Genomic DNA, 13,327 nt, shown 5'->3' with positions numbered 1-13,327 from the left:
CTCAACCTTGCTCACCCTCCCTCTGGGAGGGCCGGGGTGAGGGCAACGATCATGGCGGGCAGTCGCTTTCATAATCCAGGGTGGCTGGTCGCCATGACAGTTAGTTGTGATTCGATACTAGTATAGCGAGCGAATCGCGATCCGTCCATGCTGTCGCGGTGTCGATGACGTCGGCGAGCAAGGCCAAAGCGCGACTCCCCTGTTCGCTGCGGGTCCCGAAGCAGGTCTTGCGCGCCACCACCCAGTGTCGCTGGCGTCCCGCCGCATTGTTGGTCAGCGGCAAGCCCGGGTCATACAACGGTCGATCACCGTCCAGTCCTTGAGCATTCCCCGGCAGAACGCGCCGAGCTTTTCGGAGGAACTGTCCTGATGGCTTTCGCACAGGGCCTTGAGGCGTTCGAGCTCCGGGGTCTGCCGCGCCGCCAGCTCAGCGGCATCCGCGGTGCCGGCCGCTGGCACCGTCTGGATCAGCCGACCCATCAGCGCCAGCAGGGCACCGCCGACTTGCCGGGTCAGCCGGCAGGTCGCCTCGGCCAAACCCCGCGCCCAAATAAACCACGAAAACACATGGGGCTTGGTCCGTCCATGCAGGATGGATCGAATGTACGGCACGAAGATGGCGAACGTCAGAACGATGCCTGCCGCGCTGAGAAGTTCTTTATACAGGTTGTTCGGCGCCTAATGTCGCAAATCAGCCGCGCAGCTTCTGGCGTCGGCCGGATTTGCCTTGTTCGGCGTTACTCATCGGGTCCAATTGGCATATTCAGGAACTTTGTCTTTCATGTCTCTATAAAGCCAAACCATTCGATCAAAGTACCAGAGCTTACCAATATACATTAAAAGGCCACCCAAGAGGGTAGGCCAAGGACTTAATAGCACAATACCATATGCATAAGGAAAAATTCCTGCTGCACTCATGGCAAGCAGAATGTTGGCAGCGATGAAATGGTGCCTAGGAATCGGAATAACCTTTCTGTTGAGCCAAACTTGTTCCCCAAAGACACCTTGCGAAGCCCAATTGTCGGTCGACTTAGGTTCGGGAAAAACTCTGGGGTTGATCCAGATCCAAAGCAGGGCGGCGACAAGTGGAAATATAGACCATCCCCCAATCCATGCCCTGCTCCATAGGGATAAGGTCAATAAAGGGAGACATGTAATGATCCTTGTCCATACGCTCCACGGGTTGGCGTGTCGTAGCCAAGTGGCATCGGACATTAGCAGTATTTTTGCAATCATATTATTTTGCGTTTTCATGATGATATTTCCGCCGAACGTAGAGGCGAGGGGCGCGACGATAGGAGTGTCCCACTCGACCGCAATGTTACGCCTTGCCTAATAGATTGCATATTCCGGGTACCGCATGGTATAGGCATGAATAGTGTGACAATCCATTGAATATTTTGGTCGAGGCGCAACCGGGAATCGCCGACTTCAAGTACTCAGCCATCAGTGGGGGAGACCAGTTGTCCTTGGCACCGTGCCAAATATGAGTGTTGACGGATACCTCGGCGAGCGTCGTTTTCCATGGTCGCACATAAAGACCAATATCTCTTGCGTAGCCTCGGAGGTGGCCAATAAAGCAGGCCTTCAATACTTTGGTGATGCTGGCGCGAAACTCACGGTCGGCGGCTAATGCCTTATCTTCGCCAGCCGCACTGGCAAATAACAAGCGAAATAAGGCATTGGGAGAAAGCCAAGCAAGCAACCCTTGCCAGTAAGACAACAAGATGAACAAGACAGGTGCTGCTTTTGCCAACATAAAAACCTGCTTTCCAGCCATGGCTTCAAGATGATCGCCAGACTCCAGAGGCGCGGCCGCAGAAATCAAATGCAGACTTCCGACCCCATGAGTCATGTAACGTGAGGTCTGTAGCGCAATAAATGCGCCAATTGAAAAGCCAACGACATCCACTTGTTTTCCGGAGGCTATTCTTGAAATTTCCGTAGCCAGGAGTTTGTAATACGCTTCCTCACTGATGGCCGGATCGACACTAAACCGGTCTAAACAAATAAACGTCAGATCGTGATTTTTTCCTTCCAGATCGAAAATGCTACATTCTTCCGGCGCTCCAGGCGCTCCATGAAAATAGACCACTAAGCGTCCATTATCGAAGCCAAACCGACTGAACTTCAAAGGATTCTCCGCTTACACATAACGTTTGAGATAAGGAGCGATGCGCGTCAGTGCAGCGTCCCGCTTGATGGAGGGGCTAACTTGTTGCCTATTACGAACAAAATTGGAATAGAGACAATGATGCCAATGACAATACCAGGCCCAGCGAGAGCGAATATGGTTTGCTCGACGTACCCGTCGGTAAGCGAGCGATAAATTAGGTAGCCGCCAAGGGGGAGGTTGAAAAACACCGCAGTGGCAGTACCGGGCGCATATGAACGTAGTGCCACGGTTGCGGCAACATGGGGGAATAAGACGTTAAGCACCATTGCAAGAGCATAGCCTGTAAGGAAGTAAACCCCAAAGCTATGTGCGCCACTAACCGAAGAGAGCCAAGCGGCAACAATTACAGCGGCGGATAAAACCACGACAGCAAACCGGAAAGGGAATGCGTCAACCTGAACATACCTACGACCAGCACGCGTTGACCAAGCGGGGAGAAACAACGCCTCCTCGGTATTGTGAATCACGACGCCGAGTGCGAATAGCCAACCACCTGAATCCGTGCTCCCACCCTCTAAATAATTCATAACATATTGAATCCATTGTATAATTAGCCCATTTTCGATGTCACCCATTTGATCATGCCGCGCTTTGAAGTCAAGCAATCCAGCAAGCTGCAACTGACCTCGTATTCCGGCCTGGCGCTGATTGGCCAGTGCTGCCAGGCGGCGCAGGTGGAGGCGGTCATTGATCCGAAGATTCCGGTGTCGCAAGGCATGCGCACCTCGGACATCGTCAAGAGCGTGGTCGGGTTGTTGAGTCTGGGCAAGAGCGACTTCGAAGCCATCGAACCGTTTCGGGAGGACCGCTTCTTCAAGGAGTCGCTGGGGCTGACGAAGGTGCCCGGAGCCGTGTGGCTGCGCCAGCGTCTGAATGCCAAGGCGGAAGCCATCCGCGATCTGGCCGATGAGCTTTCCCTGAGGCTGCTGGAGCGAGCCGAGGCGCCGATCACGCCGCACAAGGGCTATGTCTGCTGCGACATTGATACCTTCGCCATGGACAATAGTGGCACGAAGAAGGAAGCGGTGTCGCGCACCTATCAGGGCTTCGACGGTTACACGCCGATTGCCGCCTATCTCGGCAACGAAGGCTGGAACACCGGGCTGGAACTGAGGCCAGGGTCCCGCCACTCGGCGTTCGAGACGCACTACTTCTACGAGCGGCTGTTTCCGCGCATCGAACGCCTGGTCAAACCGGATCAGCCCGTGCTGCTGCGCGAGGACAGCGGTTTCGACGGCGCACAGCTCCTGTTCGCCAAGGCCGCGGAGCGAGACCGGCAAGCCGCGCTGGGGCGAAGCCTCGACTTCATCTGCAAGTGGAACCCCCGCAAGCAGGACAAGGCGGCCTGGGTGGCGCGCGCCGAGGACGCGGGCGCCTTTGCCGAGACTCGCCCCGGTAAGCGCGAGGCCCTCCTGTCGCTGGACATCGAGCGCGCCTGGCACAAGGAGAAGCGCTCCTTCCGCCTGGTCGCCAGGGTCGTCGAGCGCACCATCGACAAGAAGGGCCAACACCTGCTGGCCCCGGAGGTCGAACTGGAAGGCTGGTGGACGACGCTCTCCTGTTCCGCCGAGGAAGTGATCGAACTCTACCAGCACCACGGCATGCATGAGCAGTTCCACTCCGAGTTGTTCGGCTCCGCCGAATCCTTCGCTTCGCTCAGGACCGCCACTGCGTGGCGTCCTGCGCCCTTCGGGCTTGTCAAGACCGACCTCGACCTGGAACGGCTGCCCTCGGGCAAGTTCGACACCCACGACGTGATCCTGCATCTGGCGGCCTTCGCCTACAACTGCCTGCGTCTCTTGGGACAGATCGGCCTGACTGGCGAGATTGCGCCGATCCGTCATCCGGCCAAGCGCCGCCGCATCCGGACCGTGCTGCAGGAGATCATGTACCGGGCGGCGAAGTTCGTCGCCCATGCCCGCCGGCTGATCCTCGATTTCGGCCGTGGCGTGGCGGCAAACGTAGCCGTGTTCGTGATGCTTCAGAATCGGCTGTGGGCGGCGGCGTCCGGATGACGGGAAATGCCTGCCGCACGCCTCGAATCCCTGATTCCGGAACCCCGGAAGGGACAGTCTCGCGCAGGGAGCGGAAAATGAGCTGACGATAAGCGCACGCCAAGCAGATTGGCCCCGAAACCCCGGTCGAATGTTCCCCGGATCGCCGGTAGCGAGGGCAAATCCCAAGGGAGAGCGCTCGAAATTCATGCGTTCAGGCCCGATGGGAAGGTGTAAGCCGAGGGGAACACGGATTCAGGAACCAAGTAACGAGAAGCTCATGAGCTAGCTCCGCGGTAGGAACGCCGGTTACCCGGCGCCCCCGCCCAGACCCGGACGTGCAGTATTCCCGCATCCGGTTCCTCGGTTGTACTCGCCCGCGCGCAAGACGCGGACCTCATGCAAACACCCTCCGGCGCGCAACCTCGGTGATTCGCGGTCGCGCGATGCCTACTCGTTCGAGCACGTCGTTGAACAGTGTCCAGGTGAAGCTCCGTCTCTTGCCACCCCGCCGGTTGAGCCACTTGAAGGTGCACGTTATGGCCCAGCCATAGAAACGGTAAAGTGCTCCGGAGTTTCCGCGTATGCCGAAGTAGTTGTAGTGTCCCCGTAGCCGCCGATTGAGGCCGCGGAAGAACTCGCGTCCCGGCAGGTGCCGGTGGTCCCGTATCCATGCCTTGATCCGCTGGCACGCACCCTGCGATTTCTTGGGGGCGGTCCGGCGCTTCACCCGCGGTGTGCCTTGCCGGTCCGGAGTCCAGTAGAACTCGAAGCCGAGAAAGGTGAAGCGTCGCTTCATGCTCGGGTGAAAACGGCAAAAGCGCAGACAGCGGGTCTTGTCGGGGGCGACTTCAAGGCTGAATTTCTCCAGCCGCTTCGGCAGCCCGCGATAGAACCGCTCGGCATCGTCACGGTAGCGGAAGGCGCAGACGAAGTCATCAGCGTAGCGCGATATCAGCGCTTCGCCTCGACAGTGCCGCTTGACCACCCGCTCGAACCACAGGTCCAGGGCGTAGGCAGATAGACGTTCGCCAGGACCGGCGAGATGATGCCGCCTTGCGGCGTGCCGGTGTCCGGATGGACGACATTCATTTCTTTACGCTTGGTAACGCTAACGCCTTATCTACGCCCCCTAAGACTGCTCCAGCCGCTCCACCCGCTGGAATCCCCGAGGCAGCGGGTTGCCGCGCCGCCCTCTGGCTCCCAGATAATTTTCCAGGTCGCCCGGCTGCAGGGTCAGCGTGCGCTTGCCGGCGGTGGCGCGCAGCGCTGCGCCGGCGGGCAAGGCGGCCATGGCGACGAGGTAGTCCTGCCGCGCTTCGAGGTCGGCCGGGGCGATCTGGATCAGCTTGTTGCCCTTTCCCTTGTTGAGCCGGGGTATTTCGGCGGCGGGATAGACGAGCAGACGGCCCTGGGCGGAAACGAAGGCCAGGCGGTCGGCATCGGGGTGTGTGACCCGCAGCGGGGTCATGACCTTGGCGTGGTCGGGCACGGTCAGCAGCGTCTTGCCGGAGCGGTTTTTCGATCCCAGCTCGCCGAGCTGGACCAGGAAGCCGTAGCCGCCGTCGGTGGCCAGCAAATACCAGTCTTCGTCCGATCCGGCCAGCACCGCGGTGAAGGTGGCGCCGGGCGGCGGGTTGAGGCGGCCGGTCAGCGGCTCGCCCTGGCTGCGGGCGGAGGGCAGGTCGTGCACGGCCAAGCTGTAGCTGCGCCCGGTGGAGTCGAGGAAATAAGCGGGCTGGGTGGAGCGGCCCAGCGCTGCGCACAGGAAGCCGTCGCCGGCGCGGTAGCTCAGGGTTGCGGAATCGACTTCGTGGCCCTTGGCCGAGCGTATCCAGCCCTTCTCCGAAAGCACGATGGTGACCGGCTCACTGGCGATCAGCGCGGTGGTGTCCAGGGCCTGGGAGGCCTGGCGGGCGACGATGGGCGAGCGGCGGGCGTCGCCGAATTTCTCCGCATCCTGCCGCAGTTCCTGCTTGATCAGGGCATCGAGTTCGCTGCGCGAACCCAAGGTTTTTTCGAGCTGGGCGCGCTCCTGTTCGAGCGCATCCTGTTCGCCGCGAATCTTGATTTCCTCCAGCTTGGCCAGGTGGCGCAGCTTCAGTTCCAGGATCGCCTCCGCCTGAAGATCGGTGAGGCCGAAGCGCGCCATCAGCACCGGCTTGGGCTCGTCTTCGCGGCGGATGATGGCGATGACTTCGTCGATGTTGAGGAAGGCGATCAGCAAGCCCTCGAGGATGTGCAGCCGCGCCAGCACCTTGTCCAGGCGATGCTGCAAGCGGCGGCGCACGGTCTCGGTGCGGAAGCTCAGCCATTCCGTCAGGATTTCGCGCAGGTTCTTGACCTGGGGCCGGCCGTTGAGGCCGATGATGTTCAGGTTGACCCGGTAGGAGCGTTCCAGGTCGGTGGTGGCGAACAGATGCGACATCAAGGGCTCGACCTCGACCCGGCGGGAGCGGGGCATGATGACCAGCCGGGTCGGGTTCTCGTGGTCGGACTCGTCGCGCAGGTCTTCCACCATCGGCAGCTTCTTGGCCTGCATCTGGGCGGCGATCTGCTCCATCAGCTTGGCGCCGGACACCTGGTAGGGCAGCGCGGTGACGACGATGTTGCCGTCCTCCAGCTCGTAGCGGGCGCGCAGGCGCACCGAACCGTTGCCGGTCTGGTACAGCTTCAGCAGCTCCTCGCGCGGCGTGATGATCTCGGCCTCGTTGGGGAAATCGGGGCCGCGGATGCAGCCGAACAACTCCTCGACCGTCGCCTCGGGCCGGTCGATCAGCAGGATGCAGGCTTCGACCACCTCGCGCAGATTGTGCGGCGGGATGTCGGTCGCCATGCCCACGGCGATGCCGGTGGTGCCGTTGAGCAACAGATTCGGCAGCCGCGCCGGCAGGAGCCGCGGCTCTTCCAGCGTGCCGTCGAAGTTCGGCACCCAGTCGACCGTGCCCTGCTCCAGCTCGGACAGCAGGGACTGCGCGTAGGGCGTCAGCTTGGCCTCGGTGTAGCGCATGGCCGCAAACGACTTGGGATCGTCGGGCGAACCCCAGTTGCCCTGGCCGTCGATCAGCGGGTAGCGGTAGGAGAACGGCTGCGCCATCAGCACCATGGCCTCGTAGCAGGCCGAATCGCCGTGCGGGTGGTACTTGCCCAGCACGTCGCCCACGGTGCGGGCGGATTTCTTAGGTTTCGACTGCGCCGACAGGCCCAATTCGGACATGGCGTAGACGATGCGCCGCTGCACCGGCTTCAGGCCGTCGGCGATGTGCGGCAGGGCGCGGTCCAGGATGACGTACATGGCGTAGTCCAGGTACGCCTTCTCGGTGAAATCCCGCAGAGGGATGCGCTCGTAATTCGCGACTTCGTTCATGGTGGATTCTTGCACGGGTCAGATGTCGGCCAGATTGCCCTTTTCTTCCAGCCAGACGCGGCGGTCCCCGGCGCGCTTCTTGGCCAGCAGCATGTCGAGGCGTTCGTCGGTGGCGGCCGGGTCGTCCAGCGACAACTGCACCAGCCGCCGGGTGTCGGGATTCATGGTGGTTTCGCGCAGCTGCGAGGGGTTCATCTCGCCCAGGCCCTTGAAGCGCAGGACGTTGATCTTACCCTTGATCTTCTCGGCTTCGATCCGGTCCAGCACCCCTTTCTTCTCCGCCTCGTCCAGCGCGTAGTACACCTGCTTGCCGACGTCGATGCGGTACAGCGGCGGCATGGCGATGAACACGTGGCCGGCCTCGACCAGGGCGCGGAAATGGCGCAGGAACAGGGCGCACAGCAGGGTGGCGATGTGGTTGCCGTCGGAGTCGGCATCGGCCAGCACGCAGATCTTGCCGTAGCGCAGGCCGCTCAGGTCGCTAGCACCGGGGTCGACGCCGATGGCCAGGCTGATGTCGTGCACCTCCTGCGAACCGAGGATGGCGCCGGACTCCACCTCCCAGGTGTTCAGGATCTTGCCGCGCAAGGGCATGATGGCCTGGAAGTCCTTGTCGCGCGCCTGCTTGGCCGAACCGCCGGCGGAGTCGCCCTCGACCAGGAACAGCTCGGTGCGGTTGAAGTCCTGCGCCGCGCAATCGGCCAGCTTGCCGGGCAGCGCCGGGCCGCTGGTGACTCGCTTGCGGGTGACCTGGCGGCTGGCGCGCAGCCGCTTCTGGGCGCTCTCGATCACCAGTTCGGCGATGCGCTCGCCGACGGATGGATGCTGGTTCAGCCAGAGACTGAAGGCGTCCTTGACCACGCCGGAGACGAAGGAGGCGCATTCGCGCGAATTCAGCCGCTCCTTGGTCTGGCCGGCGAACTGCGGCTCCTGCATCTTCACCGACAGGACGTAATTGCAGCGCTCCCACACGTCGTCCGGCGCGATCTTGATGCCGCGCGGCAAGAGGTTCCGGTACTCGCAGAATTCCCGCACCGCCTCGGTCAGGCCGGTGCGCAGGCCGTTGACGTGGGTGCCGCCCTGCACCGTCGGCACCAGGTTGACGTAGCTCTCGGTCACCGGCGCCGAGCCTTCCGGACACCAAAGCAACGCCCAGTCCACCGCCTCCTGGCGGCCTTCCATCGTACCGACGAACGGCTCCTCCGGGATGCAGGCGCTGCCCTGCAACTGGTCCAGGAGGTATTGAGGCAGGCCGTTCTGGTAGCACCAGGTTTCGCTCTCGCCGCTGGCGTCGTCGGACATCCGGATCTCCAGCCCGGGGCACAGCACGGCCTTGGCGCGCAGCAGATGCTTGAGGCGCGATCGGGAAAACCGGACGTTGTCGAAATAATGCGCTTCCGGCCAGAATCGCACGGTGGTGCCGGTTTCGCGCTTGGGCGCCGTGCCGGTTTCGGTCAGTTCACTCACCTTTTCACCCTTTTCGAAGGCGATGGCATGGACCTTCCCGTTGCGCCGCACCTCGACCTCCAGCCGCAGCGACAGGGCATTGACCACGGACACCCCGACGCCGTGCAGACCGCCGGAATAGCGGTAGGCCTTCTGGGAGAACTTGCCGCCGGCATGCAGCTTGGTCAGGATCACCTCGACACCGGAGACGCCGAGTTCGGGATGGATGTCGACCGGCATGCCGCGGCCATCGTCCCGCACCTCCAGCCCGCCGTCGGCCAGGAAGCGGACCTCGATGAGGCGGGCAAAACCGGCCAGCGCCTCGTCCACGGCGTTGTCGATCACCTCCTGGGCGAGATGGTCGGGCCGGCTGGTGTCGGTGTACATGCCCGGCCGGCGGCGAACCGGATCCAGGCCGCTCAGGACTTCGATGGCTGATGCGTCGTAAACTTCATTCATTGGGTGAGCGCGATACAGGGTGGGATAGGGACGCGGCGGCCGTCACGAACAGCGGCGCATTTTAATCAACTTGACAAGTTTGAGATAATGCCGCGTTCGGCCCCGACGCATCTTACGACTACCGCACAGAACCCCCCATGGCCCGTAAACCCCCGAGCTTTGAAGAAGCCCTAGCCGAGCTGGAGCAACTGGTGGAACGCATGGAACAGGGCAACCTGCCGCTCGAGGAGTCCCTCAAACTGTTCGAACGGGGAATCGAGCTCACGCGGACCTGTCAAAAGGCGCTGCAGGATGCCGAACAGAAGGTCCAGATCCTGCTAGAAGAAAACAGTTTACCCACTTTGAAGCCTTTTCGTGATGAACCCTGAACAATCTCTGCGCGATTTCATGCAGTCCTGCCAGGAGCGGGTGGAACGGGCGCTGGATGCGCGCCTGCCGGCCGCCGACCGCATGCCGGAACGGCTCCACCAGGCCATGCGCTATTCCGTGCTGGGCGGCGGCAAGCGCATGCGCCCCCTGCTCACCTACGCGACCGGCCAGGCCATCGGCGCGGCAGCGGACCTGCTCGACGGTCCCGCCTGCGCGGTCGAATTCATCCACGTCTATTCGCTGATCCACGACGATCTGCCGGCGATGGACGACGACGACCTGCGGCGCGGCAAGCCGACCTGCCACAAGGCCTATGACGAGGCCACCGCGATACTCGCCGGCGACGGTCTGCAGACCCTGGCTTTCCATGTGCTCGCCCAGGACCCCAGCATCGCCGTGCCGGCGGAAAACCGCATCGCCATGATCGAGACGCTGGCACAGGCCAGCGGCCCGGCCGGCATGGTGGGCGGCCAGGCGATCGACCTGGATTCGGTGGGCAAGAAACTGGACCTGCCGGGCCTGGAGAACATGCACATCCGCAAGACCGGCGCCCTGATCCGCGCCAGCGTGCGGCTGGCCTGCCTGGCCCGCCCCGGCCTGCCCGCCGAACGGGCCGACCGGCTGGACCACTACGCGAAGTGCATCGGCCTCGCCTTCCAGATTCAGGACGACATCCTCGACGAGGAAAGCGACACCCAGACCTTAGGGAAAACCCAGGGCAAGGACCGCGACCACAACAAGCCCAACTACCCGGCCCTGTTGGGACTCGGCGGCGCCAAGGAGAAAGCGCTGGAAATGCACGAAGCCGCACTGGAAAGCCTGGCCGGCTTCGGTCCCGAGGCCGATCTGCTGCGCGAACTTTCCCGCTTCATCATCCAGCGGCAGAGCTAGAGGCAAGCCGTGCTTTCCTTGAAAGGCGGGGACCGCGGTTACATAATTCCCGAGTAACCTACTTTACTTATTTAGTCTGGACAGCCGAAGCCTCCGGCCGGACCGAGCAACCTGGAACGCGATTACATGACCGAAACCACAAGATATGCCCTTCTCGAAGCGGCAGACAATCCCGCCGCACTGCGCAACCTGCCGGAAGACAGGTTGCCTGAGCTCGCCGAAGAACTGCGGGGCTATCTCCTGGAGAGCGTGAGCCAGTCGGGCGGCCACCTGGCCGCGGGGCTCGGGACGGTGGAGCTGACCATCGCCCTGCATTACGTCTTCAACACGCCCGAAGACAAACTGGTCTGGGACGTCGGCCATCAGGCCTATCCGCACAAAATATTGACCGGGCGCCGCGCCCGCCTGCCGACCATTCGCAAGAAGGACGGCCTGTCGGCCTTCCCCAACCGGGCCGAGAGCCCCTACGACTGCTTCGGCGTCGGCCATTCCAGCACCTCGATCAGCGCCGCCCTCGGCATGGCGATCGCAGCCTCGCTGGACCGACGGCCCAGCCACGCGGTGGCGATCATCGGCGACGGCGGCCTCACCGGCGGCATGGCCTTCGAGGCGCTCAACCACGCCGGCACCCTGGACGCGAACCTCCTGATCATTCTCAACGACAACGAGATGTCGATCTCGCCGAACGTCGGCGCGCTCAACAACTACCTGGCCAAGATCCTGAGCGGGAAGTTCTACTCGTCGGTCCGCGAAGGCGGCAAGCACCTCCTGGGCCGCCACATGCCGGGCGTGTGGGAGCTGGCGCGCCGCGCCGAGGAACACGTCAAGGGCATGGTGGCGCCGGGAACGCTGTTCGAAGAGCTGGGCTTCAACTATTTCGGCCCGATCGACGGCCACGACCTGGACACCTTGATCACCACCTTGCGCAATCTGCGCGACCAGAAGGGTCCCCGCTTCCTGCACATCGTCACCCGCAAAGGCAAGGGCTACGCGCCGGCGGAGAAAGATCCCGTGGCCTACCACGGCGTCGGCGCCTTCGACCTGGACGCCGACGAACTTCCCAAGTCCAAACCGGGGACACCGACCTACACGGAAGTATTCGGCCAATGGCTATGCGACATGGCCGCGCGCGACCGGCGGCTTCTGGGCATCACGCCGGCGATGCGCGAAGGCTCGGGGCTGGTGGAATTCTCCCAGCGCTTTCCGGAACGCTATTTCGACGTCGGCATCGCCGAGCAGCACGCCGTGACGCTCGCCGCGGGACAAGCCTGCGAAGGCTACAAGCCGGTGGTGGCCATCTATTCCACCTTCCTCCAGCGCGCGTACGACCAGCTGGTACATGACGTCGCCCTGCAGAACCTGCCGGTACTGTTCGCCATCGACCGCGCCGGCCTGGTCGGCCCGGATGGCCCGACCCACGCCGGCAGCTTCGACCTGAGCTTCATGCGCTGCATTCCCAACATGCTGATCATGGCGCCCTCGGACGAAAACGAATGCCGGCAGATGCTCTACACCGGCTTCGTCCATGACGGGCCGGCGGCCGTCCGCTATCCGAGGGGGAGGGGACCCGGTATCAAGCCCGAGGAAACCCTGACCGCAATCCCCATCGGCAAGAGCGAATTGCGCCTTACGGGCAAGGGTACCGCCATCCTGGCCTTCGGCACGACCCTGGCCGCCGCGCTCGCCGTCGGCGAGCAGATCGGCGCCACGGTGGTCAACATGCGCTTCGTGAAACCGCTGGATGAAGCCCTGATCCTGGAGCTGGCCGGCACGCACGACCGCATCGTCACGGTCGAGGAAAACGCCGTCGCGGGCGGCGCCGGCAGCGCGGTCAGCGAATTCTTGGCCGCCCAGCGCTGCGGCATCCCGGTCTGCCAGATCGGCCTGAAGGACGAGTTCCTCGACCAGGGCACCCGGGAGGAACTCCTGGCCATCGCAGGCCTGGATCAGGCGGGCATCGCCCGATCGATCGAGGCATTCCTCCAGGCCACGGCTTCCGGGGAGAAATCACCGCGCGCCCGCAGCTCGGCCAAGGGGAAGCACTGATGGACAAGCTGCGTGCCAGGATTCGGGACATTCCGGACTTCCCCAAGCCCGGCATCCTGTTCCGGGACATCACGCCGCTGGTGAAGGATCCGGCGGCGCTGAGGTTCGCCATCCACCAGCTCATCCACCCGTTCGTCGGCGAGGACATCACCGCCGTCGCCGGCATGGAAGCGCGGGGGTTCATCTTCGGCGCACTGGCGGCCTGGGAGCTGGGCGTCGGCTTCGTGCCCCTGCGCAAACCAGGCAGACTTCCGTACGACGTCCAGGCTGTCGACTACGATCTGGAATACGGCTTGGCCCGTCTGGAGGTACACCTGGATGCCTTGGGGGTGGGCGACCGCGTGCTGATGGTCGACGACCTCCTGGCCACCGGCGGCACTGCCCGCGCCAGTTGTTCGCTGGTGGAGAGTCTCGGCGCCGAAGTCGCGGCCTGCGCCTTCGTGGTCGAGCTCGACGCGCTCGAAGGCCGCCAGGCGTTGAACGGCCGACGCGTGCATTCGCTGCTGCACTACTGACCGGACGGCTTTCGTCCGGGCGCAAAAAAGCCGGCTTCGAGGCCGGCTTTTTTGCAGGAGTCTC

The 13,327-nt window shown here is 62.8% G+C and carries 12 protein-coding genes; 5 read left to right on the top strand and 7 right to left on the bottom strand.

Annotated elements, in window-relative coordinates:
* Positions 1-273: 273 nt before the first annotated feature.
* From ABZN20_RS18310 to ABZN20_RS18295, 4 genes are all read right to left on the bottom strand, one after another.
* Positions 274-612 carry a hypothetical protein gene (locus ABZN20_RS18310; protein ID WP_218805840.1) on the bottom strand — a complete coding sequence of 113 codons (339 nt, stop codon included), beginning with the start codon at positions 610-612 and terminating at the stop codon, positions 274-276.
* 129 nt (positions 613-741) lie between these two features.
* Complete coding sequence (locus ABZN20_RS18305; protein ID WP_367026178.1) at positions 742-1,254, bottom strand: DUF6653 family protein; 513 nt, start codon at positions 1,252-1,254, stop codon at positions 742-744.
* A gap of 67 nt (positions 1,255-1,321) precedes the next feature.
* A complete protein-coding gene (locus ABZN20_RS18300; RefSeq protein ID WP_367026177.1) occupies positions 1,322-2,134 on the bottom strand; it encodes an alpha/beta hydrolase in 813 nt (270 codons plus the stop codon).
* A 47-nt stretch (positions 2,135-2,181) separates the two neighbouring features.
* A complete protein-coding gene (locus ABZN20_RS18295) occupies positions 2,182-2,751 on the bottom strand; it encodes an HXXEE domain-containing protein (RefSeq protein ID WP_367026176.1) in 570 nt (189 codons plus the stop codon).
* Positions 2,752-2,757: 6 nt separating this feature from the next.
* Between ABZN20_RS18295 and ABZN20_RS18290 the strand changes: the two genes are divergently transcribed.
* Positions 2,758-4,191 carry an IS1380 family transposase gene (locus tag ABZN20_RS18290; protein WP_367026175.1) on the top strand — a complete coding sequence of 478 codons (1,434 nt, stop codon included), beginning with the start codon at positions 2,758-2,760 and terminating at the stop codon, positions 4,189-4,191.
* 376 nt (positions 4,192-4,567) lie between these two features.
* Here ABZN20_RS18290 and ABZN20_RS18285 read toward each other — a convergent pair whose 3' ends face one another.
* From ABZN20_RS18285 to parE, 3 genes are all read right to left on the bottom strand, one after another.
* On the bottom strand, positions 4,568-5,158 hold the full coding sequence (locus ABZN20_RS18285) for a group II intron maturase-specific domain-containing protein (protein ID WP_367026174.1): 591 nt from the start codon (positions 5,156-5,158) through the stop codon (positions 4,568-4,570).
* Positions 5,159-5,302: 144 nt separating this feature from the next.
* Positions 5,303-7,537 carry a DNA topoisomerase IV subunit A gene (gene parC / locus ABZN20_RS18280; RefSeq protein ID WP_367026173.1) on the bottom strand — a complete coding sequence of 745 codons (2,235 nt, stop codon included), beginning with the start codon at positions 7,535-7,537 and terminating at the stop codon, positions 5,303-5,305.
* Between the two features lie 18 nt (positions 7,538-7,555).
* Positions 7,556-9,442: a DNA topoisomerase IV subunit B gene (gene parE, locus ABZN20_RS18275; protein WP_367026172.1), complete on the bottom strand. Its 1,887-nt coding sequence runs from the start codon at positions 9,440-9,442 to the stop codon at positions 7,556-7,558.
* A 137-nt stretch (positions 9,443-9,579) separates the two neighbouring features.
* Here parE and ABZN20_RS18270 point away from each other — a divergent pair, with 137 nt between their 5' ends.
* The 4 genes from ABZN20_RS18270 to ABZN20_RS18255 all read left to right on the top strand — a co-directional run bounded on the left by ABZN20_RS18270 (position 9,580) and on the right by ABZN20_RS18255 (position 13,263).
* The gene (locus ABZN20_RS18270; RefSeq protein ID WP_218805837.1) at positions 9,580-9,810 is read left to right on the top strand and encodes an exodeoxyribonuclease VII small subunit; all 231 of its coding nucleotides are present in this window, start codon (positions 9,580-9,582) and stop codon (positions 9,808-9,810) included.
* Positions 9,800-10,702 (top strand): (2E,6E)-farnesyl diphosphate synthase, encoded by a 903-nt coding sequence (gene ispA / locus ABZN20_RS18265; RefSeq protein ID WP_218805836.1) that lies wholly within the window; start codon positions 9,800-9,802, stop codon positions 10,700-10,702. Before ABZN20_RS18270 ends, ispA begins: the two co-directional genes overlap by 11 nt.
* Positions 10,703-10,828: 126 nt before the next feature.
* Entirely contained in the window at positions 10,829-12,748 is a 1,920-nt protein-coding gene (gene dxs, locus ABZN20_RS18260) for a 1-deoxy-D-xylulose-5-phosphate synthase (protein WP_218805835.1), read from the top strand.
* Positions 12,748-13,263, top strand: a complete 516-nt coding sequence (locus ABZN20_RS18255) for an adenine phosphoribosyltransferase (RefSeq protein WP_367026171.1) — start codon at positions 12,748-12,750, stop codon at positions 13,261-13,263. The genes dxs and ABZN20_RS18255 overlap by 1 nt, the downstream gene beginning before the upstream one ends.
* Positions 13,264-13,327: the final 64 nt, after the last annotated feature.

The sequence above is a fragment of the Methylococcus sp. ANG genome, assembly GCF_040730495.1.
In the GTDB taxonomy this organism is placed as follows: Bacteria; Pseudomonadota; Gammaproteobacteria; order Methylococcales; family Methylococcaceae; genus Methylococcus.
This window is presented reverse-complemented; position numbering and strand designations above follow the sequence as displayed.